This window comes from Mycobacterium sp. ST-F2, assembly GCF_001905655.1.
GTDB lineage: Bacteria > Actinomycetota > Actinomycetes > Mycobacteriales > Mycobacteriaceae > Mycobacterium.
This window is the reverse complement of the sequence record NZ_JMHT01000010.1, coordinates 37,489-62,568: the sequence shown is the minus strand read 5'-3', so window position 1 is coordinate 62,568 and position 25,080 is coordinate 37,489. Positions and strand designations below refer to the sequence as shown.

The 25,080-nt window shown below is 68.2% G+C and carries 26 protein-coding genes; 14 read left to right on the top strand and 12 right to left on the bottom strand.

Annotation, left to right across the window (positions count from 1 at the left end; translation table 11 throughout):
* Window positions 1-51 precede the first annotated feature (51 nt).
* The 3 genes from EB75_RS05740 to EB75_RS05730 all read right to left on the bottom strand — a co-directional run bounded on the left by EB75_RS05740 (window position 52) and on the right by EB75_RS05730 (window position 3,143).
* Window positions 52-540 carry a MarR family winged helix-turn-helix transcriptional regulator gene (locus EB75_RS05740; RefSeq protein WP_073694506.1) on the bottom strand — a complete coding sequence of 163 codons (489 nt, stop codon included), beginning with the start codon at window positions 538-540 and terminating at the stop codon, window positions 52-54.
* Between the two features lie 61 nt (window positions 541-601).
* A complete protein-coding gene (locus EB75_RS05735; RefSeq protein WP_502689340.1) occupies window positions 602-1,663 on the bottom strand; it encodes a bile acid:sodium symporter family protein in 1,062 nt (353 codons plus the stop codon).
* Between the two features lie 220 nt (window positions 1,664-1,883).
* Complete coding sequence (locus EB75_RS05730) at window positions 1,884-3,143, bottom strand: superantigen-like protein SSL4 (RefSeq protein ID WP_073694505.1); 1,260 nt, start codon at window positions 3,141-3,143, stop codon at window positions 1,884-1,886.
* A 179-nt stretch (window positions 3,144-3,322) separates the two neighbouring features.
* On the opposite strand from EB75_RS05730, the gene EB75_RS05725 reads away from it, so the two are divergent.
* Window positions 3,323-4,189 (top strand): helix-turn-helix transcriptional regulator, encoded by an 867-nt coding sequence (locus EB75_RS05725; protein ID WP_083611997.1) that lies wholly within the window; start codon window positions 3,323-3,325, stop codon window positions 4,187-4,189.
* On the opposite strand, the gene EB75_RS05720 is transcribed toward EB75_RS05725, so the two are convergent.
* Window positions 4,186-6,303, bottom strand: coding sequence for an acyl-CoA dehydrogenase family protein (locus tag EB75_RS05720; RefSeq protein WP_073694504.1), 2,118 nt, complete (start codon window positions 6,301-6,303; stop codon window positions 4,186-4,188). The genes EB75_RS05725 and EB75_RS05720 overlap by 4 nt on opposite strands.
* Before the next feature lie 267 nt (window positions 6,304-6,570).
* Here EB75_RS05720 and kstR point away from each other — a divergent pair, with 267 nt between their 5' ends.
* Together kstR and otsB are read left to right on the top strand one after the other, a co-directional pair.
* Window positions 6,571-7,176, top strand: a complete 606-nt coding sequence (gene kstR, locus EB75_RS05715; RefSeq protein WP_168175990.1) for a cholesterol catabolism transcriptional regulator KstR — start codon at window positions 6,571-6,573, stop codon at window positions 7,174-7,176.
* Between the two features lie 3 nt (window positions 7,177-7,179).
* Window positions 7,180-7,935, top strand: coding sequence for a trehalose-phosphatase (gene otsB, locus EB75_RS05710; protein WP_073694502.1), 756 nt, complete (start codon window positions 7,180-7,182; stop codon window positions 7,933-7,935).
* On the opposite strand, the gene EB75_RS05705 is transcribed toward otsB, so the two are convergent.
* On the bottom strand, window positions 7,932-9,032 hold the full coding sequence (locus EB75_RS05705) for an Rv3575c family transcriptional regulator (protein ID WP_073694501.1): 1,101 nt from the start codon (window positions 9,030-9,032) through the stop codon (window positions 7,932-7,934). The two genes, otsB and EB75_RS05705, sit on opposite strands and share 4 nt — an antisense overlap.
* A gap of 96 nt (window positions 9,033-9,128) precedes the next feature.
* Here EB75_RS05705 and EB75_RS05700 point away from each other — a divergent pair, with 96 nt between their 5' ends.
* The 3 genes from EB75_RS05700 to EB75_RS05690 are packed head-to-tail and all read left to right on the top strand — an operon-like array spanning window position 9,129 to window position 11,685.
* Window positions 9,129-10,046 (top strand): metal ABC transporter solute-binding protein, Zn/Mn family, encoded by a 918-nt coding sequence (locus tag EB75_RS05700; protein ID WP_073694500.1) that lies wholly within the window; start codon window positions 9,129-9,131, stop codon window positions 10,044-10,046.
* 9 nt (window positions 10,047-10,055) lie between these two features.
* Entirely contained in the window at window positions 10,056-10,862 is an 807-nt protein-coding gene (locus EB75_RS05695; protein WP_286150087.1) for a metal ABC transporter ATP-binding protein, read from the top strand.
* Window positions 10,855-11,685, top strand: coding sequence for a metal ABC transporter permease (locus EB75_RS05690; protein WP_073694498.1), 831 nt, complete (start codon window positions 10,855-10,857; stop codon window positions 11,683-11,685). The genes EB75_RS05695 and EB75_RS05690 overlap by 8 nt, the downstream gene beginning before the upstream one ends.
* A gap of 19 nt (window positions 11,686-11,704) precedes the next feature.
* Here the strand turns inward: EB75_RS05690 and EB75_RS05685 are convergent, their stop codons facing one another.
* Complete coding sequence (locus tag EB75_RS05685; RefSeq protein WP_073694497.1) at window positions 11,705-12,508, bottom strand: sulfurtransferase; 804 nt, start codon at window positions 12,506-12,508, stop codon at window positions 11,705-11,707.
* Window positions 12,509-12,532: 24 nt separating this feature from the next.
* Here EB75_RS05685 and EB75_RS05680 point away from each other — a divergent pair, with 24 nt between their 5' ends.
* Genes EB75_RS05680 through EB75_RS05665 form a run of 4 tightly spaced genes read left to right on the top strand, consistent with a single transcriptional unit; the run spans window position 12,533 to window position 15,757 of the window.
* Entirely contained in the window at window positions 12,533-13,291 is a 759-nt protein-coding gene (locus EB75_RS05680) for a LamB/YcsF family protein (protein WP_073694496.1), read from the top strand.
* Window positions 13,291-14,211 carry an MBL fold metallo-hydrolase gene (locus EB75_RS28380; RefSeq protein WP_083611996.1) on the top strand — a complete coding sequence of 307 codons (921 nt, stop codon included), beginning with the start codon at window positions 13,291-13,293 and terminating at the stop codon, window positions 14,209-14,211. The genes EB75_RS05680 and EB75_RS28380 overlap by 1 nt, the downstream gene beginning before the upstream one ends.
* Complete coding sequence (locus EB75_RS05670) at window positions 14,208-15,332, top strand: SLC13 family permease (protein ID WP_142239443.1); 1,125 nt, start codon at window positions 14,208-14,210, stop codon at window positions 15,330-15,332. Before EB75_RS28380 ends, EB75_RS05670 begins: the two co-directional genes overlap by 4 nt.
* 17 nt (window positions 15,333-15,349) lie before the next feature.
* On the top strand, window positions 15,350-15,757 hold the full coding sequence (locus EB75_RS05665) for a nitroreductase family deazaflavin-dependent oxidoreductase (protein WP_083611992.1): 408 nt from the start codon (window positions 15,350-15,352) through the stop codon (window positions 15,755-15,757).
* Window position 15,758: 1 nt separating this feature from the next.
* Here the strand turns inward: EB75_RS05665 and rlmB are convergent, their stop codons facing one another.
* From rlmB to carD, 4 genes are read right to left on the bottom strand one after another with little or no spacing between them, the layout of a single operon-like run.
* A complete protein-coding gene (rlmB, locus tag EB75_RS05660; protein WP_073694493.1) occupies window positions 15,759-16,697 on the bottom strand; it encodes a 23S rRNA (guanosine(2251)-2'-O)-methyltransferase RlmB in 939 nt (312 codons plus the stop codon).
* Between the two features lie 2 nt (window positions 16,698-16,699).
* On the bottom strand, window positions 16,700-18,097 hold the full coding sequence (gene cysS, locus EB75_RS05655) for a cysteine--tRNA ligase (protein ID WP_073694492.1): 1,398 nt from the start codon (window positions 18,095-18,097) through the stop codon (window positions 16,700-16,702).
* Between the two features lie 45 nt (window positions 18,098-18,142).
* Complete coding sequence (gene ispF, locus EB75_RS05650; RefSeq protein WP_073694491.1) at window positions 18,143-18,616, bottom strand: 2-C-methyl-D-erythritol 2,4-cyclodiphosphate synthase; 474 nt, start codon at window positions 18,614-18,616, stop codon at window positions 18,143-18,145.
* 8 nt (window positions 18,617-18,624) lie between these two features.
* On the bottom strand, window positions 18,625-19,113 hold the full coding sequence (carD, locus tag EB75_RS05645) for an RNA polymerase-binding transcription factor CarD (RefSeq protein WP_020100886.1): 489 nt from the start codon (window positions 19,111-19,113) through the stop codon (window positions 18,625-18,627).
* 346 nt (window positions 19,114-19,459) lie between these two features.
* Here carD and EB75_RS05640 point away from each other — a divergent pair, with 346 nt between their 5' ends.
* Genes EB75_RS05640 through disA form a run of 3 tightly spaced genes read left to right on the top strand, consistent with a single transcriptional unit; the run spans window position 19,460 to window position 22,640 of the window.
* Window positions 19,460-20,056 (top strand): copper chaperone PCu(A)C domain-containing protein, encoded by a 597-nt coding sequence (locus EB75_RS05640; protein ID WP_142239442.1) that lies wholly within the window; start codon window positions 19,460-19,462, stop codon window positions 20,054-20,056.
* 52 nt (window positions 20,057-20,108) lie between these two features.
* Window positions 20,109-21,503 carry a DNA repair protein RadA gene (radA, locus tag EB75_RS05635; protein WP_073694489.1) on the top strand — a complete coding sequence of 465 codons (1,395 nt, stop codon included), beginning with the start codon at window positions 20,109-20,111 and terminating at the stop codon, window positions 21,501-21,503.
* A 57-nt stretch (window positions 21,504-21,560) separates the two neighbouring features.
* Entirely contained in the window at window positions 21,561-22,640 is a 1,080-nt protein-coding gene (gene disA / locus EB75_RS05630) for a DNA integrity scanning diadenylate cyclase DisA (protein WP_174557630.1), read from the top strand.
* Between the two features lie 2 nt (window positions 22,641-22,642).
* On the opposite strand, the gene EB75_RS05625 is transcribed toward disA, so the two are convergent.
* Both EB75_RS05625 and EB75_RS05620 read right to left on the bottom strand, forming a co-directional pair.
* Complete coding sequence (locus tag EB75_RS05625; protein ID WP_073694487.1) at window positions 22,643-23,443, bottom strand: hypothetical protein; 801 nt, start codon at window positions 23,441-23,443, stop codon at window positions 22,643-22,645.
* A gap of 75 nt (window positions 23,444-23,518) precedes the next feature.
* A complete protein-coding gene (locus EB75_RS05620) occupies window positions 23,519-24,136 on the bottom strand; it encodes a carbonic anhydrase (RefSeq protein ID WP_073694534.1) in 618 nt (205 codons plus the stop codon).
* A 37-nt stretch (window positions 24,137-24,173) separates the two neighbouring features.
* On the opposite strand from EB75_RS05620, the gene EB75_RS05615 reads away from it, so the two are divergent.
* The gene (locus tag EB75_RS05615; protein WP_073694486.1) at window positions 24,174-25,061 is read left to right on the top strand and encodes an iron-sulfur binding domain-containing protein; all 888 of its coding nucleotides are present in this window, start codon (window positions 24,174-24,176) and stop codon (window positions 25,059-25,061) included.
* Window positions 25,062-25,080 lie beyond the last annotated feature (19 nt).

Sequence of the window (25,080 nt, the reverse complement as noted above, 5' to 3'; positions counted from 1 at the left end):
CGGCGGTTTGTTCTCAACCGCCGATTTCTCGGTACCGGGTCGCCTCTGATCTCAAACGTCTTCGCTGGAAATGGCACGTACGTTGGTCTCGTCGCGCGCCTGGCGAGCCACCCGCGACAACAGCGACCTGAACAGCGACTGCTCCTCAGGATCCAACGCCGACAGCACCGCTCGTTCGGCCGGGCCAACCTCGTCCCGTAGCCGCTCGAACGTTTCGACTCCGCGCGCGGTGGCGACAACCTTCCTGGCCCGACGGTCCGCCGGGTCCGGCTGCCGTTCGACCAGTCCGGCCTTCACCAAGTCATCGATGACGTACGGCAGAACCGTACGGTCGATGCCCAGGTACTCCGCCATCTGCAATTGATTGGGCAAGCTCTTGCAGATCACGGTGTAGAGCACCTGGTACCCACGCTCGCCGCGGGGCAGGTCGGCAACACGCGGCTGAACCTGCGCCCGGTAATGGCGCATCAGCATCGCCGCCGACCAACCCAGATCGCAATCGGCCTCCTCGCCGTTTAACGCATCTTCCGTTGAAGCCATGGCCTCGACATTAGAGGCCCCGGTAGAACGACCATAACCCAATAATAAGTTGTGATGTAAATCAGTTGTGAAACATATTGATTTGGATCCGTTGACGACCACCGTTTGCCGGAGGTCGCCCCTTCGGCGCGACCGCGAGGTCTACGTTCAGCGCCTCGGCGTCGGCCTGCCGTCCCCAGCGCCCAGCCAACATCGCGCAGGTGATGAGCTGGATCTGGTGGAAGATCATCAGCGGCAACACGATCAGGCCCACCGGGTGTCCGGCGAACAGCACGGTGGCCATCGGCAACCCCGTCGCGAGGCTCTTCTTCGAGCCGCAGAAGACGATCACGATGCGGTCGGCGCGGTCGAATTTCAGGAACCGTGCCACGCCTGCGGTGATACCGAGCACCACTGCCAACAGCACCACACTGACGGCCATCACCGCGAGCACGTTGGTGACCTCCATGCCCATCCAGATGTGTTCGGCCATCCCGGCACTGAACGCCGCGTACACCACCAGGTAGACCGAGCTGCGGTCGACGACCTTGGTGAGGGTGGTGTGGGACAGCAGCCGGTGCAGCTTGGACCGCAGCAGCTGCCCGGCGAGGAACGGCAACAGCAGTTGCACGACGATCTCCAGGACCGAGTTCGCCGACACTGTGGCAGCGCCGGTGGTCTGCATGAGCAGCGTCACCAACAGCGGAGTGAGGAAGATGCCCAGCAGGTTCGACGCCGAGGCACTGACGACGGCCGCCGCGACATTGCCACGCGCGATCGAGGTGAACGCGATGGACGACTGCACCGTCGACGGCAGCAGGCACAGGTACAACATGCCGGTGTAGAGATCGCTGGTGAGGACCGACGGCACCAACACCCTCATCGCCAGCCCGAGCAACGGGAACAGCACGAACGTCGCGGCCAGCACCGTGGCGTGGAGCCGCCAGTGCTTCAGTCCTTCGAGGGCCTCGCGTGGCTCGAGCCGGGTGCCGTACAGCAGGAACAGCACGGCGATCGCGACCTTGGTCGCCGTCTCGACCGTCCGCCCGGCGTCGCCGTGGGCAGGGAGCAGCACTCCGATCGCCATCGCGGCGAACAGCCCCAGCAGGAAGCCGTCGATGCGGAGCTTGGCCAGCAGGTTCACCGGAAAAACGTACCGCCACCGCATAGCCGGCTGCCGAACCTCGGCCACCTGGAATTCGTTCTGCTGCAACGCCGCACCACGCCGTCGGAAGCCGAGATCGCGCTGCACGACGCGATGGTTGCCGGCGCGCAGCGCGTGCGGCGCTGAAGCACCCCCGAGATCGACGAAATGGTTGCTGACCAAATGGTTTTCGCAACCATCTCGCCGATCTGGCCCCCACTTAAGCGGCGTTGGCTGACTGCTGCGCAGACGACGCCTTCTTTGCGTCCTTGCCCTTCTTCGCAGGCTTCGGGGCCTTGGCCTTCGGCGCCTTGGTGGCCTTCGGCGCCTTCTCCGCCTTGGTCGGCTGTTCCGGCTTGGCGGCCGAATCTGGATCCGACGTGGCCGCATCCGCCGGCTTGGTCGTCTCGACCTTGGTCGCAGGCTCGGTGGTGTCCGGCTTGGCGTCAGGCGCGTTCACAACAGCCGGCTCGGTTGCGACTTTCGAATCCTCCTTGGCCACAGGGTCTTTCGCTGCGGCCGGGCTCGTCGCCACCTTCTCTGCATCATCGGCCTTGACCGCGGCCGTCGTCACCGGCTTGGTGGCGGAGGCCGGCGCCAAAGCCTTGACGGCCGTGCTCGCCACTGCGGCAGGGTCGTCGGCCGCTGCCGGTGCCACCGGAGCCTCCGGGGCCGGTGGCTTGATGGCGTCGGCGATGGTCTTGAACCCCTGCATGACGGCGTTGACGACCCCGAACGACCCGAAGATGCCGTACACGCCCTTGCTGCCTTCGCCCCACCCGTTGAGCACGGCCCCGGTGAGGTTTGCCGGAGCGTTGATCAATTCGCTTGCGGCGGTGACGATATCCCCGGCCCTCACCGCGTTGTAGAAATTCTGCGCGATGTCGCCGAAGGCATCCGTGCTCTGATACATGGTGTTCAGCACTGCGAACCCAACCTGCGCCAACACCGGGGTGAGCGCCTTGACCGCATTGGCGATGTTCTGCGTGACCTGCTGCGGGATGTCGAATTGCAGGACCGGGAACAGCACACCCACAACACCATTGACGAAGATGCCCCAGCCTGACATCACCGCATCGGAGATCTGGCCGGCAGCCAACTGCTGTGCCATGGTCCGCAAGGACTCCGGAACGGTCTTGGCCCAGTTCACCACGCCGTTGCCCACGCCCTGACCGATCGATGCGATCTCGGTCAGGTAGCGGACCTGATTCGCGATGACCTGTTTCGTCAGGGGGAACGGGTCGGCGGCGAACGTCTGCGCCAGCTTCCCGATGTCGGTGACGGTCGTCGTCAGCACATCACCCCACACGGCGAGCGGGTTGACGAACCCGGTCAGGTCCACGCTGCGCGTCGCGACGACGCTGGTCGGCGCCGGCAGGTGAAGGTCGGGCGGCGACACCGTCACAGGACTGAGGGCGATGACGCCGGCAGTTGCCATCGCCATTCCCGCGGTCGAATATCGGCGCAACTCGAATGCCATAGGGTCTCCTTGGACTCTGAGGTGTCAGCACTTCTGGCCGCGCAGACGGTAGTGACCAAGCCGAAAACAAACATTCGAAATCTGCAACAAGTTCTAATTTCTGTCGCCGGGGTATTGACGGACTCGCAGGTTTTTCACAGGATGGTCAGCAGGCCCGCTGGGTTACCCGGAGGTTGTGCATGGCTTTCACGCCGACTCTGAAACCGTGGAACGACGACCGCCCCATGAAGCCACGCATCGTGGTGGGCGAGAGGTCCATCGAGAGTCGTGGCATGTCGCTGCGGTTCGCCACCGAGCGCATCGAGCGCCCCGCCGACTGGTGCTGCCACGATCCGAGCCGTCACCTGATCTACGTACACCGCCACGGCGAACTCCGATCGATGGAGACCAACCTGGACTGGGGCCCGACCGATCGCACGCTGCCACGCATCGGCGATACCTGGGTGGTGCCGGCGGGCGTGCGTTGTACGTCGGTGGTCACGGGCGACATCTCAGGCTTCTGCGAGATCTCGATACCCGAGAGCGCCCTGGGCGAGGTCGTGCACGTGCCCCGGCGCAAGCATCACGATCCGCTGATCCTGGCGCTGATCACCAAGATGCGCAGCGTCGCAGGCCGCGACGACGCATTGGCCCGGCTGCTGCTCGATTCCGCCGGTGAGACACTGCGACTACTGATCCGCGACACCTACACCGTCGCACCGCCACCGGAAGCCGAGCGTGACGCCCTGCCGCCGTCGGCACGGGCGTCCATCGTCGAGTTCCTCGAAACCAGCCTGGAATCCGACATCAACCTGGAATCGCTTGCGCGCCTTGCCCATATGTCCGTGGCGACGTTCATCAAGGCGTTCCGGGCCGCGTTTCACACCACGCCCTACCAGTTCCTGCTCGACCGCCGGATCGACCGCGCGAAGACGCTACTGTCTTCGACCAAGATGTCCATCACCGAAATCAGTGCCGCGGTTGGGTTTTCGACACCCAACCATTTCGCCACGACATTCCGGCAGCGCGTCGGCCTGACCCCGCGGGACTTCCGCAGGGGCAACTAGCGCGGCAGGCCCAGCAACCGCTCGCCGGCCACGGTGAGCAGAATCTGCTCGGTGCCACCGGCGATCGACAGGCAGCGGGTGTTCAGGAAGTACCGGACGTCCGGTGAATCCTCGATACCCGAACCGTCGTGCGCGTCCATGATGGTCTCGGCCAGCGCCTGGCGGTAGCGCACACCGATCAGCTTGCGCACGCTCGACGGCGCACCCGGATCGTGCCCACCGACCGCCATCTGCGCCGTCAGCTGATCCAGCAGCGAGCCCACCTGGGCCGCAACGATAAGTCCGCCAAGGCGTTCCGCCTCGGCGGCGTCCAGCTCACGGTCGCCGAGCACGTCGAGCAGGTGTTCCATGCCCTTGTCCAGCGCACCACCGGCGGCCATGGCGACGCGCTCGTTGGCCAGCGTGGTGCGGGCCAGGGCCCAGCCGCCGTCGACGGGGCCGATGACGCAGTCGTCGGGCACGAACAGGTCGTCCAGGAAGACCTCGTTGAACAGCGCCTCGCCGGTGATCTCGCGCAGCGGACGGATGTCGATGCCCGGCGAGCTCATGTCGACGACGAAGTAGGTGATGCCCTTGTGCTTGGGCGCGTCAGGGTTGGTGCGCGCCAAGCAGATTCCCCAGTTGGCGCGGTGCGCGTTGGAGGTCCACACCTTCTGACCGGTCAGCTTCCAGCCGCCGTCGACCTTGACGGCCTTGGTGCGCAGGGCCGCCAGGTCCGAGCCGGCGCCCGGCTCACTGAACAGCTGGCACCAGTACACGTCACCGGTCAGGGTGCCCGGGATGAAACGGTCGATCTGCTCGGGCGTGCCGTGCCCCAGGATGGTCGGCGCGGCCCACCAGCCGATCGAAATGTCCGGGCGCACAACGCCTGCGGCGCTGAGCTCGTCGTCGATCACCAACTGCTCGCCCGGCGACGCGGCGCGGCCGTACGGTGCCGGCCAGTGCGGCGCCATCAGTCCGGCTTCGGCCAGGGCGGCCTGGTGCTTCTCGGCGGGCAGCGCGGCGATCTGCGCCACCACGGCGGCGATCTCGGGACGGATCGTCTCGGCCGCACCGGTGTCGACGTGCAGCTGACGACGCAGGCCCGAGCGGGTCAGCGCGGCCACCCGGCGCAGCCAGGTGCCGTGGCCACCCAGGATCTGGGCGGTGGCGTACGAGCGCCGCAGGTACAGGTGCGCGTCGTGTTCCCAGGTGAAGCCGATGCCGCCCAGCACCTGAATGCAGTCGCGCCCATTGTGTTTCGCGGCATCAATGGCGGCGGAGGCAGCCACCGCGGCGGCGATGGAGAGTTGCGTGGCGTCACCTTCGACAGCGGCCTCGGCAACGTCACTCGCGGCCACCGCAACCTGCTGCGACCGCAGCAGCATCTCGGCACACATGTGCTTGACGGCCTGGAAGCTGCCGATCGGCTTGCCGAACTGCTCACGCACCTTGGCGTATTCGGCGGCGGTCTCCAACTGCCAGCGGGCCAGACCCGCAGCCTCGGCGGCCAGCACGGTCACAGCCAGGTCGGCCACCGGCGCGTCGATGACGGTCGCGGCGGCGCCGCTCAGCTCGACCCGGGCCAGGGGGCGGGAGAAGTCGGTGGCCTCGAGCGGCGTGACAGTGACGCCGGACGCGGCGGCGTCGACCAGGAGCCACGTGTCGCCGGCGGGCAGGATCAGCAGGCCGTCGGGCAGCGCACCCAACACGAACTTGGCAGTGCCGGTCGCGGACTGACCGTCGAACGCGATGTCGGCGCTCAGCGCCAGGCCGGCGGTCCGTTGTCCGGACGCCAGCGCCTCCAGCAGCGCGGCGTCGGTGATCACCAGGGTTGCCAGAGCGGTGGTGGCGACCGGGCCGGGCACCAGCGCGGCGGCGGCTTCGTCGACCATCACGCACAGATCGGCGATCGATCCGCCGGCGCCACCGAGGTCCTCGGCAACCGCGACGCCGAATGTCCCTAGTTCGACCAGACCGTTGTACGGGCCCCGCCACGAATCACCGACGTCTTCCGCTCCGCCTTCCAAAGCACGGACCGCGGCAATGGAACCCGACGCGACAGCCCAGCTACGGACCATTTCGCGAACTTCGGCCCGCTCCGAGTCGATAGTTGTGGAAGTGATGGACACCATGCGCTCCTAGCGTTTGGGCGAGAAGAACACGCTTCTCACTAGAACGTGTTCTAATGGTGACAGCAATCTGACGTCAAGTCGATCGCCATTACAGCAGGACACTTGGGTGTCCCGGGGCGCCTGGAGGTGGGAAATTACCGATCACTTTGCGTATCGTTTTCACCCAATGCGCTACCCGAAGGAGTTGATGGCCGCATGGCCCGCGACACAACCCTGCCAGCTACACCCGAGTCCGATTCCGCCGTCCGCCCGCGGGAGGTGACGAACATGGCCGTACTCACCGAATCCGAGCTGGGTTCCGAAGCACAGCGTGAGCGCCGCAAGCGCATCCTGGATGCGACGCTGGCCATCGCGTCCAAGGGCGGTTACGAGGCAGTTCAGATGCGTGCGGTGGCAGAACGCGCCGACGTCGCCGTCGGCACCCTGTACCGCTACTTCCCGTCCAAGGTGCACCTGCTGGTGTCCGCACTGGGCCGCGAGTTCGAGCGCATCGACGCCAAGACCGACCGGGCCTCGCTGACAGGCGGCACGCCATACCAGCGGCTCAACGTGATGGTCGGCAAGCTCAACCGGTCCATGCAGCGCAACCCCCTGCTGACCGAGGCCATGACACGCGCTTTCGTGTTCGCCGACGCCTCCGCGGCCGGTGAGGTCGATCACGTCGGCAAGCTGATGGACTCGATGTTCGCCCGCGCCATGAGCGACGGCGAGCCCACCGAGGACCAGTACCACATCGCCCGCGTCATCTCCGATGTGTGGCTGTCGAACCTGCTGGCCTGGCTGACCCGCCGGGCGTCGGCCACCGACGTGAGCAAGCGACTCGATCTTGCGGTGCGTCTGCTGATCGGCGACGGGGAACACCCTAAAGTCTGACCGGTGCTCCCGGCTGATCTGATCGCGGCGCTCGACACCGTCGCCGCCACGCCCCGACTGCTCGTCACCTCCGATTTCGACGGCACCCTGTCGCCGATCGTCAACAACCCTGCCGATGCGCGGGCACTACCGGCCGGGTCGGCTGCGCTGCTGGCGCTGGCCGACCTGCCGGACACGTTCGTCGCGCTGGTATCGGGACGCGCGTTGGGCGTACTGCGCGAACTGTCCGGCATGCCTTCGTCAGTGCAACTGGTGGGCAGCCACGGCGCCGAGTTCGACACCGGGTTCACCCAGACGGTCGACGGTGTACTGCTGGCCCAGATCGTGGATTCGCTCACCGAGATCGCAAGCCGGTACCCCGGCGTCGCGGTCGAGACGAAACCCGCCAGCGTTGCCCTGCACGTGCGCAACGCCTCGGAGGCCGACGGCGACGCGGCGCTGGCCGCGGCGCGGACGGCCGGCGAGCAGTGGCCCGCCGAAACCACCGAGGGCAAGGCGGTGCTGGAGTTCGCGGTGATCACCACCAACAAGGGTTCGGCGATTGACACATTGCGAGAGCGCGACTTCGGGGGTGCGGGGGCCACTGCCGTCGTGTACCTGGGCGACGACATCACCGACGAGAAGGCGTTCGCCCGGCTGCGGGACGGCGACGTCGGGGTGAAGGTCGGCACCGGGCCGTCGGCCGCGCAATACCGCGTCGACTCCCCCGAGGATGTCGCGGAGGCATTGGCCTACCTGGCCCGGCGCCGGGCCGGTTAGGCCGGTGGGCCCGAGGTGCGGCCCCGGACCAGTTCGGTGTCGAGCACCTCGATCACCGGGATCCCCGACCGCGGCGGATTGTTCAGCAGGTAGCCGGCCCGCCTGCCCTTCTCCAGGCTCGGCTGGGCCACGGTGGTCAGTCCGCGCGCCAGCGCCTCGGGGACGCCATCGAATCCGGTGACGGTCATCTGGCCCGGCACGTAGATGCCGCGCGACCGCAGGTGGTCCATCGCCGAGAGGGCGAGTACGTCGGCGGTGCACATCAGCGCCGTGATGCGCGGATTGGCTTGCAGTGCAACATCAGCCGCGGCCCCGCCGGAGCTCGGCAGGTGCTCGTAGGTCTCGACCACGGTGAGGGCCTCGGGGTTCAGCCCGGCGGCGGACATCGCGTCGCAGACACCGAGGATGCGCTCGCGCTGCACGTGGAAGTGCGGCGACGTCAACCGCTCCGGGTCCGCGACGGCCGACTGCGCGTCGCCGTGCGGCCAGTGCCGCCCCAGCCGCATGGTCAGCAGACCGATCTCGCGATGCCCAAGGCCGACAACGTATTCCGCGAGCCCGCGCATGGCCGCCCGGTCGTCGATGCAGACCCGCGAGGCCCCCTCGACATCCTTCGGCTGGTCGACGACGACGATCGGCACGCCCCGCTGCTGCACCACCGGCAGATACGGATCGTCGTCCGACGCCGCGTAGACCGCGAACCCGTCGACCCCGGCCGACAGCACGGCGGCGGTGCCGTCCTCGACCGAGCGGTTCGGCCCGGCCGCCACCAGCAGCAGGCCCTGCCCGGCCTCCTCGCACGATTCGGCAAGCCCGGCAACGAAATCCAGCGCAGCCGGATCACGGAACGAATAGTTGAGCGGCTCGGTGATGATCAGCCCGAAGGCACCGGCTTTTCGGGTGCGCAGGGAACGTGCCACCGGATCCGGTCCCGGGTAGCCCATCTCCTTGGCCGCGGCGAGCACTCGCTCACGCAGCTCCGGCGACAGCTGGTCGGGCCGGTTGTAGGCATTGGAGATCGTGGTGCGCGAGACCTTCAGCTCGGCAGCCAGTGAGGCCAGGGTGGCCCGACGCCTCGGGTTGGGGCTCCTCGGCATGTTGTGACGCTAGCGCATCCGATTCGCGCTGCACGGCAACAGTGCACTAGATTTATTGCAAACGGTTTTCATTAACACTAATCCGCAGGAGCATCCATGACCCGGACCAGGCTGATCGCACTGTCCGCCCTGACCGCGCTGACCGTCGGCGGGCTGGCCGCCTGCGGGTCGCAAGGCGACTCCGGGCACGCCACCGGCTCGTCGAAGGTCGTCGCCACCACCAACGTGTGGGCCAGCGTGGCCACCGCCGTGGCCGGCGGGCACGCCGACGTCAAGTCGATCCTCAACAACGACGCCGCCGACCCGCACTCGTTCGAGGCAAGCCCGGCAGACGCGGCCGCCATCGCCGACGCCTCCCTCGTCGTCATCAACGGCGGCGGCTACGACCACTGGGCCGACGACGTGCTGAAGAACCACAAGAACGTCACCACCGTGGACGCCTACTCGCTGTTGCCGCACAGCGCCCCGGGTGAGGCCAACGAACACGTCTTCTACAACATGGCCGTGGCCAAGGCCGTCGCCACCAAGATCGCGGACGACCTGGCCAAGTCCGACCCCGCGAACGCCGACGCCTACCGCACCGACGCCGCTGAGTTCGGCAAGAAGGCCGACGCCATCGCCGCCACCGAGCACGCCATCGGCCAGAAGCATCCGGGCGCCGCGGTGGTCTCCACCGAACCCGTCGCGCACTACCTCCTGTCCGCCGCGGGCGTCGTCGACCTCACCCCGCACGGGTTCGCCGCGGCCGCCGAAGAAGGCCACGACCCCGCTCCGGCCGACGTGGCCGCGGTGCTCGACCTGATCAGCGGCCACAAGATCGACGCGCTGGTGGTCAACAAGCAGACCGAGACCGCCGTCACCACGCAGCTGCAGGATGCCGCCCGCAAGGCCGCTGTGCCCGTCGTCGAGGTCACCGAGACGCTGCCCGCGGGGCAGGATTTCCTGACCTGGCAACGGCAGACCGCCGAGGCACTGGCACACCAGTTGGATACCGCGTCGGCCCCGTCGCGATAATCGATAGCCGTGCCCCCAGATCCCACCCCAGCAGTCGCCGAACTGACCGGCGCGCGGCTGTCATTCGGTGACCGTGTCCTGTGGGACCGGCTGGATCTGACGGTGCGCCGCGGCGAGTTCATCGCGGTGCTCGGCCCGAACGGCACCGGTAAGACCTCGCTGCTCAAGGTGCTGCTGCGCCAACAGCTGCTGACGGCCGGGCGGATGACCACCACCGGTGCCATCGGTTACGTGCCGCAGCACCGCTCACTGGACACCGGCCTGACGCTGCGCGGCCGCGATCTGGTCGGCCTCGGCTGCGACGGGCATCGCTGGGGCTTCGCCGGTCCACGCAAGCGCTCACAACGGCGAGCGGTGGTGACCCAGGCGCTGAGCCAGGTGGACGGCGCCCGGCTGGCCGACGTCCCGGTGTCGGTGATGTCGGGCGGCGAACTGCAGCGAGTCCGGATCGCGCAGGCCCTGGCCTCCGACCCCGCGCTGCTGCTGTGCGACGAGCCGCTGCTGAACCTGGATCCCGCCAACGCCAAACTCGTGTCGAGCCTCATCGACCAGCGTCGCAGGGAGGCCGGTACCGCGGTCCTGTTCGTCACGCACGAGGTCAATCCCGTGCTGCCGTATGTGGACCGCGTGCTGTACCTGGTCGACGGCCGCTTCCGCATCGGCACCGTCGAGGAGGTCATGACCTCCGAGACGCTGTCCGCGCTCTACCGCGCCGACATCGAGGTCGCCCGGATCGGCGGTCAGTACGTCGTCGTCGGCCAGGACGGTGCCGGCGTCGACAACTCCGAGCACGCGAGCGGACACTGCTGTGAATAACTTCTTCAACACGGCACTGACCGCGGACCTGCTCAGCCGCGACTTCGTCCAGCAGGCCGTGCTCGCCGCGGCGCTGCTGGCGCTGCTCGGTGGCCTCATCGGACCGTTCATCGTGATGCGGCAGATGTCGTTCGCCGTGCACGGCTCCAGTGAGCTGTCCCTGACCGGCGCCGCGTTCGCACTGCTGACCGGGCTCAACGTCGGCCTCGGCGCCCTGGTCGGAAGTGCCCTGGCGGCAATCCTTTTCGGCATCCTGGGGCAGCGCTCACGCGAGCGGGACTCGGCCATCGGCGTGGTCCTGGCCTTCGGCCTGGGTCTGGCGGTGCTGTTCATCCACCTGTACCCCGGCCGCACCGGCACCAGTTTCGCGTTGCTCACCGGGCAGATCGTCGGCGTCGGCTATTCGGGACTGACGCTGCTGGCAGTCGTCACCGTGCTGGTGGTCGCGATCCTCGCAGCCTGTTACCGGCCGCTGCTGTTCGCCACCGCCGACCCGGAAGTGGCTGCCGCCCGCGGGGTTCCGGTGCGAGCGCTGGGCATCGTGTTCGCCGCGCTGGTCGGTGTCGCGGCCGCCCAGGGCGTGCAGATCGTCGGGGCACTGCTGGTGATGTCGCTGTTGATCACCCCGGCCGCCGCGGCGGGCCGGGTCTTCAGTTCCCCCGTCACCACCATCGTGGCGTCGGTGGTGTTCGCCGAGATCGCCGCGGTCGGCGGCATCGTGCTGTCGCTGGCGCCGGGTGTGCCGGTCTCGGTGTTCGTCACGTCGATCTCGTTCGGCATCTTCCTGCTGTGCTGGGGCGCGGGAAGGCTCAGTCGCCGGTAGCGGGATCGACCACCCGTCGCTACGCTCGCCCGACCGCTCGGCCCGGCTCGTTGCTCCACTGCGACCACGAACCGGGGAACAGCGCGACGTCCCGACCCGCCGCCGCCAGTGCGGCCACCGCCACCGCCGCGGTGACGCCCGAACCGCAGTAGACACCGTCCACGTCTGCAGCGGCATCGGTGCGCAGGGTGCCGTCGGCCGCCAGCACGCTCGGCAGGTTGATCGCCCCCGGAATGTGCCCGGCGATGGGGTCGATGGGTTCGACGTCGCCACGGAACCGTTCCGGTGCGCGGACGTCGCCCAGGCGCGGGCCCAGGGCCGCGGCCTCGTCGGCGGTCAGCGTCGGCATGGCGCCGGCATACAGGTCCTGGTGCGTGACGGTGACGTCGCCCGGTGCCGGTTCGACGTCACCGCGGTCCAGCGGACCACCCGAGGTGGTCCAGGCGGCCAGCCCGCCGTCCAGGATGCGGACGTTCTCGACGCCCGCGGCGCGCAGCACCCACCAGGCGCGCGCGGAGCCCGCACGGTTCCAGTCGTCGTAGATGACGGTCGGCACGCCGTCCCGCACGCCCCAGCGGCGCGCGGCCTCCTGCACGGCGGCGCCCGACGGCAGCGGATGACGGCCGCGGCCGGTGACGGTGTGATCCGACAGATCGTCCTCCAGCGAGACGTAGACCGCGTCGGGGATGTGCCCGTCCAGGTAGTCGTCGCGGCCGTCGGGCTTGGCCAGCTGCCAGCGCACATCGAGCAGCGTCACGTCGCCGGCGGCGATCAGCTGGGCGAGACCGAAGGCGGTGATCAGAATGTCGTCACGAGTGGACATGGCGTCGAGCCTAGGCTGGCTGCCATGGCGGTGGTGGATCTCAATGCCGATCTCGGCGAGGGCTTCGGGGTGTGGAGCCTCGGTGACGACGACGCGATGCTCGATCTGGTCACCAGCGCCAACATCGCCTGCGGCTTCCACGCCGGTGATCCGGCCGGCCTGCTGCGGGTATGCCGGGCGGCCGCCGAGCGCGGCGTGCGCATCGGCGCGCAGGTGGGCTACAACGACCTGGCAGGCTTCGGCCGCCGCTATATCGACGTCAGCCCGGAAGACCTGACCGCCGAGGTGATCTATCAGGTTGGCGCGTTGCAGGCGCTGGCACAGGTCGCCGGGTCGACCGTCAGCTACGTCAAACCCCATGGCGCCCTGTACAACACGATCGTCACCGATCATGTGCAGGCGCGGGCGGTGGCTGCCGCGGTGCACGCCGTGGACCCGGCGCTGCCCGTCTTGGGGCTGGCCGGTTCGGCGTTCTTCGCCGCCGCCGACGAACTCGGGTTACGCACCGTTCCCGAGGCCTTCGCCGATCGCTCCTACCGCCCCGACGGCCAGCTGGTGCCGCGCACGCAACGTAATGCGGTGCTGCACAACGTCTCGACCATCGCCGACCGGGTGGCGTCCATGGTGACCGCGGGCCGCGTCGGCGCCGTCGACGGTTCCACCATCAAGATCACCGTGAAATCAATTTGTGTACACGGCGATTCGCCCGGCGCCGTCGACATCGCCCGGGCGGTCCGCGACCGGCTGACCGCCGAGAACGTACAGATCGAGGCTTTCTGCTGATGCGACCCAAACTCGGCCGGCCCGACCTGGCCGCCTACACCCGCTACTTCGACCAGCCGGCGGCCGGGTCCGACTCCCCGCTGACCGTCACCTGGGCCGGCGTCACCACCATGCTGGTGTCTGACGGCTCGTCAGCGCTGCTGACCGACGGCTTCTTCTCCCGGCCCAGCCTGCTGTCGGTGGGACTGGGCCGGCTGACGCCGTCGGTACCCAGGATCGACGGCTGCCTACACCGGCTCGGCATCGACCGGCTCGACGCCGTGCTGCCGGTCCACACACACTTCGACCACGCCATGGACTCCGCGGCGGTCGCCGCGCGCACCGGGGCGAAACTGGTGGGCGGCACGTCGGCCGCGAACATCGGCCGGGGCGGTGGGCTCCCCGACTCGCAGTTGACGGTGGCCATTCCCGGCGAGCCGATCACGTTGGGCGCCTTCGACGTAACGCTGTTCACCGGACACCACTGCCCACCCGACCGCTTCCCCGGCACCATCACCGCGCCGGTGGTGCCGCCCGTGCGGGCGTCGGCGTACAAATGTGGCGAGGCGTGGTCGACGCTCATCCATCACCGCAGCAGTGGCCGCCGTCTGCTCGCCGTCGGCAGCGCCGGTTTCGTACCGGGTGCCCTGGCCGGGCAACGCGCCGAGGTCGTGTATCTCGGGATCGGGCAGCTCGGTCTGCAGCACGAGCAGTACCTCGTCGACTACTGGAACGAGACGGTCCGGACCGTCGGTGCGCGCCGGGTGGTGCTGACGCACTGGGACGACTTCTTCCGACCGCTGCACGAGCCGCTGCGCGCCCTGCCGTACGCCGGTGACGACCTCGACGTCTCGATGCGGGTGCTGAGCCGGCTGGCCGCCGAAGACGGCCTGCCGCTGCATCTTCCGACGCTCTGGCAAAGCGCCGACCCCTGGCTGTGAGCACCGCACTGCAGGAGGTCGGTCGACTGCTGCCCGTGGTCGGATTCCTGGCCGCGGTCCTGGTCCTCGCCAAACTCTCCGACGACGAAGGACTCTTCCACGCCGCCGGCGTCTACATGGCCCGGCACAGTTGGGGCGCAGGACAATCCGCGGCCCGACGGCTGCTGACCACCGTGTTCCTGATCGCGGCCGGCACCACGGCCGTGTTGAGTCTCGACGCCACCGTCGTGCTGCTCACACCCGTCGTGCTGTCGACCGCGCGCACACTGGGCGTGCCGGCGCGGCCCCACGGCTACGCCGCCGCCCACCTCGCCAATTCCGCATCGCTGCTACTGCCGGTGTCGAATCTGACCAATCTGCTGGCCTTTTCGGCCGCGGGCCTGAGTTTCACCCGGTTCACCGCAGCCATGACGCTGCCCTGGCTGTTCGCCGTCCCCGCCGAATACGCGGTGTTGCGTTGGCTTTTCCGGCGCGAATTGCGGGTCGGTACCAGTGACCGGGACGCCCCGCCCCCGCCGGAGATCCCCTATTTCGTCCTCACCGTGTTGGTCCTGACGCTCATCGGCTTCGGCGTGACGTCACTGCTCGGCCTGGCGCCGGCCTGGGCCGCGTTCGCCGGCGCGGCAGTGCTCGCGATCCGGGCTGTCGTGCGCGGTCACGAGACGCCCCTGGGCATCGTGCGGGCGGCCAACGTGCCGTTCCTGATTGCCGTGCTGGCGCTCGGCGTCCTGGTGAGCGTGGTACTGGACCTCGGGCTGGGGCGCTGGCTCTCCCAGCTGCTACCGCACGGCACCACACTGCCGGCCCTGCTCGCCATCGCCGCCGTGGCCGCGGTGCTGTCCAACCTGATCAACAACCTGCCCGCGGTGCTGGTACTGCTGCCGCTGGTCGCGGCCGGCGGCCCGGTCGCCGTGCTCGCCGTGCTCATCGGGGTGAACATCGGGCCGAACCTGACGTACCCCGGGTCGTTGTCGAACCTGTTGTGGCGCAACGTGGTCCGTGGCCAGATGAGCGCGTCGGCGCGGGAGTTCACGGTCATCGGGCTGGCGACGGTGCCGGTCACTCTGGTTTTGGCCGTCTCCGGATTATGGTTGGGCTGTTCGGTGTTGGGGATGAACTGACGGAAGGGCTGCACAACATGGCCGACAGCTGGAATCAGCAGATCATCGACGAATTCCGGGCCAACGGCGGCAAGGTCGGCGGCCAGTTCGCGAACTTGACCCTGCTCGTGCTGCACACCACCGGCGCCAAAAGTGGTCAGCCGCGGGTGAACCCGGCGGCCACCTTCGTCATCGACGGGAAGCGGCTGATCGTCGGGTCTGCCGGCGGCGCGGACGCCGACCCGGCGTGGGTACACAACCTGCGGGCAAATCCCAACGCCCACATCGAGATCGGCACCGACGAATACGACGTCGTGGCCCGGGAATTGCCCCGCGAAGAACGCGACGCAGCCTACGCCCGCATCGTCGAGCAGGCTCCCGGGTTCGCCGAGTACGAGAAGAAGACCGACCGGGTCATCCCGGTCGTCGAACTGCGGCGCCGCTGAATCAGCGCCGCTGCCGGGCGATCTCGGCCAGCACCACACCGGCGGCCACCGACGCGTTGAGCGACTCGGTGGGTCCGGCCATGGGGATCGAGACGATGTGGTCGCAGTTCTCCCGCACCAGGCGGGAGAGCCCCTTGCCCTCGGAGCCCACCACGACCACCATCGGCCCGGAGGCGTCCAGTTCGTCCAGGGTGGTGTCGCCGCCGGCGTCCAGACCGACGATCGTCAGCCCGGCGTCGGCCCAATCCTTCAGTGTCCGATTGAGATTCGTCGCCCGAGACACCGGCAGCCGGGCCGCGGCACCAGCGCTGGTGCGCCAGGCCACGGCACTGACCGAAGCCGAACGCCGCTGCGGGATCACCACGCCGTGGCCGCCGAACGCCGCCACCGAGCGCACGATGGCACCCAGGTTCCGCGGGTCCGAGATGTTGTCGAGCGCGACCAGCAGCGCCGGGGTGGAGTCCGTGGTCGCGGACTTCAGGAGGTCGTCCGGGTGCGCGTACTGGTACGGCGGCACCTGCAGCGCGATGCCCTGGTGCATGCCATTGCTGGTGATGCGGTCCAGGTCGTGGCGCTGCACCTCGAGGATCGCCATGCCGGCATCGGCTGCGCGAGTGACGGATTCGGTCAGCCGCTCGTCTGACTCGGTCCCCAGCACCACGTACAGCGCGGTGGCGGGCACTCCGGCCCGCAGGCATTCCAGGACGGGGTTGCGGCCGACCACGACCTCGACGTCGTCGGTCTTCTTGTGCCGCCCTTGATTCGACCGGGCGTTCTTCTGCGCGATCTTGTACGCCTTGTGGTTCGGGCGCTGGTCGGCACGCGGGGTTGCCCCCTTGCCCTCCAACCCACGTCGACGCTGACCGCCGGAGCCGACGGTCGGGCCCTTCTTGGTGCCCTCTTTACGAATTGCGCCGCGGCGCTGGGAGTTTCCGGCCATGGTCAGGCCCCATCAGTCAGGGCCCATTGCGGGCCATCAGCGGTATCGGTGACCTCGATGCCGGCCAGCTTCAGCTGGTCGCGGATCGCGTCGGCGGCAGCCCAGTCCCGGTTCTCCCGGGCCTCGGCGCGGCTCTTGAGGGCCCACTGCACCAGGGCGTCAACAGCATTCAGCGCTGCCGACGTCTCGTCACGGCTTTCCCAGCGCTCGTCGAGCGGGTCGCACCCGAGGATGCCCATCATGGCCCGGATGGACGTCGCTGCGGCCATCGCGCCGGCGTGGTCGCCGGCGTCCAGTGCGCGGTTGCCGTCGGCGCGGGCGGCGTGCACCTCGGCCAGTGCCGCGGGCACCGCCAGGTCGTCATCCAATGCGGCCGCGAACTTCTCGGTCCAGGTACCGACCTCGACGGCACCCACCCGGGTGCGGACCCGGTGCAGGAATTCCTCGATGCCGGTGTAGGCCTTGGCGGCGTCCTGCAGCGAGTTCTCGGAGAACTCCAGCATGGACCGGTAGTGCGCACTGCCCAGGTAGTAGCGCAGCTCGGCGGCACGAACCCGTTGCAGCACAGCCGGGATCGCCAGCACATTGCCCAGCGACTTGCTCATCTTCTCGCCACCCATGGTGACCCAGCCGTTGTGCAGCCAGAACCGCGCGAACTCGTCGCCGCAGGCGTTGGCCTGCGCGGTCTCGTTCTCGTGATGCGGGAAGATCAGGTCCATACCGCCGGCGTGGATGTCGAACACGGAGCCCAGGTACTCCTGGCACATCGCGACGCACTCGGTGTGCCAGCCGGGGCGGCCCCGGCCCCATGGCGTCGGCCACGACGGCTCACCGGGCTTGGCACCCTTCCACAGCGTGAAGTCGCGTGGATCGCGCTTGCCGGTCGCCACGCCCTCGCCCTGGTGCACGTCGTCGATGCGGTGCCCGGAGAGCTTGCCGTAGTCGGGCAGGCTCAGCACGTCGAAGTAGACGTCGCCATCAGCCGCGTAGGCATGCCCGCGCTCGATCAGTTTCTCGATGACCTCGACCATCTGCGTGATGTGCCCGGTCGCCCGCGGCTCAGCCGACGGCGGCAGCACGCCCAGCGCGTCGTAGGCGGCCGTGAACGCCCTCTCGAAGGTGGCGGCCCACTCCCACCACGGCCGGCCGGCGTCGGCGGCCTTGTTGAGGATCTTGTCGTCGATGTCGGTGACGTTCCGGATGAACGCGACGTCGTAGCCCTTGGCCGTCAGCCAGCGCCGCAGGACGTCGAAGGCGACGCCGCTGCGCACATGGCCGATGTGCGGTAAGCCCTGCACAGTCGCGCCGCACAGATAGATGGATGCGTGTCCGGGCCGCACCGGGGTGAAGTCCCGCACGGCACCGGTCATGGTGTCGTAGAGCCGTAAGTTGTCGGTCACTCTCGCCGACCGTTCGCTCCGCTCACGACGGGCCAGCTTACCGGCCTAATCGAGCGAGACCACCAGCGCCGTCGCAATCGCGGCCAGACCCTCGCCCCGGCCGGTCAGCCCGAGGCCGTCCGTGGTGGTCGCCGAAACCGAGACAGGCGCGTCCAGAAGCGCCGACAGCACTTGCTGGGCCTCTTCCCTGCGAGGCGCGATTTTCGGGCGGTTGCCGATCACCTGGACCGCGGCATTGCCCACCCGGAAACCGGCTCCGGCCAGCAGCGTGGAGACATGTTTGAGCATGTCGGCGCCGGTGACACCGCGCCATTCGGGACGGTCGGTACCGAAGACGCTGCCCAGGTCACCGAGGCCGGCAGCACTCAGCAGGGCATCACAGAGTGCGTGCGCAGCGACGTCGCCGTCGGAATGACCGGCACAGCCGTCGGCATCGTCAAAGGACAGGCAGAGCAGCCAACACGGCCGCCCTGCCTCGATGGGATGAACATCGGTCCCGAGACCGATACGGAAATTCACTGCGGCGTTCAGGACGCCGCGGCGAGAACCTCGTCCAGGATGGTCGCGGCCTTCGCGTCATCGGTGTTCTCGGCCAGGGCCAGCTCACCGACCAGGATCTGACGAGCCTTGGCCAGCATGCGCTTCTCGCCGGCGGACAGACCGCGCTCCTGATCACGACGCCACAGGTCGCGAACGACCTCGGCGACCTTGTTCACATCACCGGACGCCAGCTTCTCCAGGTTCGCCTTGTAACGACGGGACCAGTTGGTCGGCTCCTCGGTGTGCGGGGCGCGCAGCACCTGGAACACCTTGTCGAGGCCTTCCTGACCCACCACGTCGCGAACACCGACGTATTCAGCGTTTTCTGCGGGTACTCGAACGGTCAGATCGCCCTGCGCAACCTTGAGGACGAGATATTCTTTCTGCTCGCCTTTGATGGTCCGGGTTTCAATCGCCTCGATCAATGCTGCACCGTGGTGTGGGTAAACGACGGTGTCTCCGACCTTGAAAATCATCAGATTCGGGCCCCTTTCACATAGCAATGTTAGCACGGGGGTCGGACACCTGCGGATCAACGATGCAGGTCAGGGGCCATACAGATGCGCGAAAGGGGTTGACAGCGCAGCGTTTACGTGCAGTGGCGAGGGCCACAATACGGTCGAATTGCGCCCGATTCACGTCGTATTCACCAGCCATTCGCGGCCCCCGGACCACTCCCCGATCAGGCTCTGCGCAGCCGAAAGCCGCCTGAACCGGGCCGATAGCGGGGCTCCGCTACCGCCGCCCAACGCCACCTACTACTCTGCATAGTCGAACGCCGGAGCAGTCCGGGAGCACAAGCAGGAGGCTTGAGTGAACCGCATGAAATCGCGCGCTTCTGCCGTCACGCTGGCCGCCTTCGGGCTGGCCACCGCGGTGACCCTCACCGGCTGCAGCAGCGGCCAGATTTCGCAGAGCGCCAACCAGCTGCCCGCGGTAAACGGCACGGCCGCCACCCTCGGCAACGAGAAGGCCGGCGTCGACCTGCGCAACGTGTACCTGCGCGCGCCGCAGACCCGCGACTTCGTCAAGCCCGGCACCATGGTCGAGCTGCTCTTCGTCGCGACCAACAAGTCGCCCGACAACGCCGACAAGCTGGTCGGGATCAGTTCCGACGCAGGTGAGGTGCTGCTGAACGGCAGCACCACCGTGCCCGCCGGCGGCGTGTTGCTGGTCGGCACCCCGGACGGCCAGAAGCAGACCCTGCCGCGGTCCGAGGACGCCACGACCTCCATCGCGATGGTGGCGCTGACCAAGCCCATCACCAACGGCCTGAACTACAACTTCACGTTCAAGTTCCAGAACGCCGGCGAGAAGACCATCGCGGTGCCGATCTCCGCTGGTGAGGCCCCGCGCCGCGAGGTCGGCGAGGGTGCGGCAGCACCCGCCCCGGCCGGCGGTGGCGAGGGACACCACTAACCTCCCGCTGCGCCTGCCCGATTCTGTCGGTGCCGACGACTAAGTTCGCGGCATGGCCAGAACCGGTTCGAAAGTACGTTCGCAATTCCGTTGTTCGGAATGCCAGCACACCACCGCCAAGTGGGTGGGTCGCTGCCCGGACTGCGGCACCTGGGGCACGGTCAACGAAGTCGCGGTTCTGAGCTCTCTGACGCCGGCGACGCACCGCGCCGTCGCACCCGCGTCGCCCGCGGTGCCGATCAGCTCCATCGATCCGGGCACCACGCGGCACTTCCACACCGGCATCAGCGAATTGGACCGCGTGCTGGGTGGCGGCGTGGTGCCGGGCTCGGTGACGCTGCTGGCCGGTGATCCCGGCGTCGGCAAGTCGACGCTGCTGCTCGAGGTCGCGCACCGCTGGGCCATGTCCGGTCGCCGGGCGCTGTATCTGTCCGGTGAGGAGTCGGCAGGCCAGATCCGGCTGCGGGCCGAACGCACGGGCTGCGCCCACGACAACGTCTATCTCGCCGCCGAATCCGATCTGCAGACGGCACTGGGACACATCGAGGCCGTGCAGCCCACGCTGGTGGTGGTCGATTCGGTGCAGACCATGTCCACCACCGAGGCAGACGGCGTCACCGGCGGCGTGACGCAGGTCCGCGCCGTCACCACGGCGCTCACCATGGCCGCGAAGACGACAGGCATCGCGATGGTCCTGGTCGGCCACGTCACCAAGGACGGCGCCATCGCCGGGCCACGGTCCCTGGAGCACCTGGTGGACGTGGTGCTGCACTTCGAGGGTGACCGCGCGTCGGCACTGCGGATGGTCCGCGGCGTGAAGAACCGCTTCGGCGCGGCCGACGAGGTCGGCTGTTTCATGTTGCACGACAACGGAATTGAATGCGTAGCCGATCCGTCGGGGCTGTTCCTCGACCAACGGCCGGCCCCGGTGTCGGGCACCGCGGTGACGGTGAGCCTGGACGGCAAACGACCGATGATCGGCGAGGTACAGGCGTTGATCGGCTCACCGTCGGCCGGGTCGCCGCGCCGCGCGGTCAGTGGCATCGACTCGGCCCGCGCGGCCATGATCACCGCGGTGTTGGAGAAACGGGCACACCTGCCCGTCGGCACCAACGACATCTATCTGTCCACGGTGGGCGGCATGCGGCTGACGGACCCGTCGTCGGATCTGGCGGTGGCACTGGCCATCGCCTCGGCGTACACCGACCTGCCGCTGCCGGCGACCGCCATCGCCATCGGTGAGGTGGGCCTGGCAGGCGATCTGCGCCGGGTCACGGGCATGGAACGCCGGCTCGCCGAGGCCGCCCGGCTCGGTTTCACGACGGCCGTGGTCCCCGCCGGAATCGAGTCGCCACCGCGGGGCCTGCGGGTGCTGCCGGCCGAGAACATCACCGCGGCGTTGCGGGTGTTACGCAAGATCACAGAGAATGTGGACCGAAACAGGTAGAGCAGGAGTGCATTCATGTCGGTGAAAGCAGGAACCCGGGCCGGGCGCGGCAACGTGGTGCATCTGACCCGGCCGACGCTGCGCGAGACGCTGGGCAAGCTGGCGCCCGGCACTCCTCTGCGGGACGGCCTGGAACGCATCCTGCGCGGCCGCACCGGCGGCCTGATCGTGCTGGGCTACGACGACAGCGTCGAAGCCATCTGCGATGGTGGCTTCCCGCTGGACGTGCGGTTCGCACCGACCCGGCTGCGGGAGCTGTCGAAGATGGACGGCGCGGTGGTGCTCTCCAGCGATCTCACCCGCATCCTGCGGGCCAATGTGCAGCTGGTGCCCGATCCGTCGATCCCCACCGACGAATCCGGCACCCGGCACCGCTCGGCCGAACGTGCTGCCATCCAGACCGGTTTCCCGGTGGTGTCCGTCAGCCACTCGATGAGCATCGTGACCGTGTACGTGGCCGGTGAGCGGCACGTCGTCCCGGAATCGGCGACCATCCTGTCCCGCGCCAACCAGACCATCGCCACGCTGGAGCGCTACAAGTTCCGGCTCGACGAGGTCAGCAAGCAGCTTTCGATGGCCGAGATCGAGGACTTCGTGACACTGCGGGACGTCATGACCGTCGTACAGCGCATGGAGATGGTCCGCCGGATCAGCCTGGAGATCGATGCCGACGTGGTCGAGCTCGGTACCGACGGCCGGCAGCTCAAGCTCCAGCTCGACGAATTGGTCGGCGACAACGACGCTGCCCGTGAACTGATCGTCCGCGACTACCACGCCAACCCCGACCCGCCGACGGCCGACCAGGTGACCGCGACGCTCGAAGAGCTCGACGCACTGAGCGACAACGAGCTGCTCGACTTCACCACGCTGGCAAGGGTTTTCGGCTACCCGTCGACGCCCGAGGCACAGGATTCGGCGATGAGTTCGCGCGGCTACCGGGCCATGGCGGGCATTCCGCGGCTGCAGTTCGCACACGTCGACCTGCTGGTGCGCTCGTTCGGATCGCTGCAGGGCCTGCTGGCCGCGAGCGCCGACGACCTGCAGTCGGTGGAGGGCATCGGGTCCATGTGGGCCCGGCACATCCGTGAAGGGCTGTCGCTACTGGCCGAGTCGACGATCGCCGACCGGCTGGCCTGAGATCAGTTGGCCGGTCCGGGCGGCGTGGGCTCGCCGGGAACAGGTGCGGCCGGTGGCGGCGGCGGTGCTTCGCCCGCCGGCGGCTCACCCGGTCCGGGCTGGTGCGCCTCGGACAGGACGAACGGCACCGGAGCCGACCGCAGATTGCCGAGCTGGACGACCAGGTTGTAGGTGCCCGGCCCGATGGCCTGACGCGGCAGCGGGCAGTTGGGCGCCGAGCCCATACCCGTCCAGGTCACCTCGGTGGTCACCTGCTCGCCCGGCTTGAAGCCCCGGACCAGGGTCTCGTTCGACGGCGCGCAGTCGAGGTTGGACCACAGCCGGTTGTTGTCCAGCGAGTAGACGTAGGCGGCGAGTACGGCGGCGCCGACGTCACGCTTGCACTCGACCAGGCCGATGTTGGTGACCACCATGGTGAACTTCGGCTGATCGCCGATGACGTAGGTGGGCTGGTTGGTGATGCCCTTGGCCGCCAGCGTGGTGTCCGGGCAGTCGTCGCCCGCCTTCAGCACCGGCGGCGGGGTGACCGCGGTGGTCGGCGTGGGCGTCGGGGCCGGAGACGCGTTCGGCGGCGGTGCGATCGGACTCTTCACCCCGGGCGTCTCACCCGGCAGCGGGGTCGCGGACGTCGACGTCTTCGCGGTGGGCTGAGTCTGTTTGGAATCGCCCGTGCTGTTGCTGAAGACCACTACCCCGATGATCACGACCAGGAGCACGACGACCGCGCCGACACCGATGGCCAGCATCCGCCGTCGCCAATAGATCTGGGATGGCAGCGGGCCATGTGGTTCTAGATCCGGCACATTGTCACGGTAAGGGCACAAAACGTGGTGCGCCCTGACCCGGTGCGGCGTGTCGTCTGTGAACTGGGCCTCTGGTTACTCCCCGATGTCGCCGACGTGGTCGCGCTTGGTCACGCGCCCCTCGGCCAAGTGGTAGGTGGCGCCGACGATGGCGACCTTGCCCGAGTTCAGCTTGTCGGCGATCACGTTGGACCGCTCGCTCAGCAGGCGCACCGTCTCGTTGACGTGCTTGGCCTCGAGCTCGTCGACCTCAGAGAGTCCCTCGCGGCGGCCGACCAGGATGGACGGCGTCACGCGCTCCACGATGTCCCGGACAAATCCGCCCGGCACCGCGCCGTCGTCCAGAGCCGTGATGGTGGCCTTCACCGCCCCACAGCTGTCGTGGCCGAGCACCACGATCAGCGGTACCTCGAGGATCGCCACGGCGTACTCGATGGATCCGATCACCGCGGAATCCAGGACGTGGCCGGCGGTGCGCACCACGAACATGTCGCCTAGGCCCTGATCGAAGATGATCTCGGCGGCGACGCGGCTGTCGGCGCAACCGAAGAGCACGGCGGTCGGCTTCTGCCCGCCGGTCAGCTCGGCACGGCGCTCGATGCTCTGGCTGGGGTGCAGCGACTCGCCGGCAACGAATCGGTCGTTACCCTCTCTGAGTGCTTTCCAGGCGTTTATCGGGTTCGAGTTGGGCATGCCGCTCATTCTGCCCTGTTCACATAGCCGCGGCGCAATGAGTTCAGGGCAAATTCTCATCCCCGCCGACGAGCTTCTCGGCTGGTACCGCACCGCCCAGCGGGACCTGCCATGGCGCGCCCCGCATGTGACCGCGTGGCAAATCCTGGTCAGTGAATTCATGTTGCAGCAGACCCCGGTGTCGCGGGTCGAACCTATCTGGCGCGACTGGATCGCCCGCTGGCCCACCCCGTCCGCGACCGCCGCAGCCGGCGCCGCGGACGTGCTGCGGGCCTGGGGCAAATTGGGTTATCCGCGCCGCGCCAAGCGGTTACACGAATGCGCCGAAGTCATCAGCACCGAGCACGGCGGTGAGGTGCCCCGCGACGTCGAGACCCTGCTGACACTGCCGGGCATCGGTGCCTACACCGCAAGGGCCGTCGCCTGTTTCGCCTATCAGCAGGACGTCCCGGTGGTCGATACCAATGTCCGCCGGGTGGTGGCACGCACCGTGCGCGGTGTGGCCGATACCCCGGCACGTGCCCGGGATCTGGACGACGTCGCCGCCCTTCTGCCCAAAGATGGCACGGCGCATGTGTTTTCGGCTGCGCTGATGGAACTCGGAGCCATCATCTGTACCGCCCGGGCGCCGAAATGCGGGATCTGCCCGCTGACCGCGTGCGCCTGGCGGAACGCCGGCCACCCGGAGGTGGATGCGCCCACTCGGCCCGTGCAGAAATACGCAGGCACCGATCGGCAGGTCCGCGGCCGGTTGCTGGATGTCTTGCGCGGCAGTGCAACTCCGGTGACGCGGGCGCAATTGGATGTGGCGTGGCTCACCGATCCCGCGCAACGCGACCGGGCGTTGGACTCACTGCTGATCGACGGCCTGATCGAGCAAACCGCCGACGATCGGTATGCGCTGGCCGGTGAGGGCGAGCGCTGAAACCCCGTTTCCATGAGAA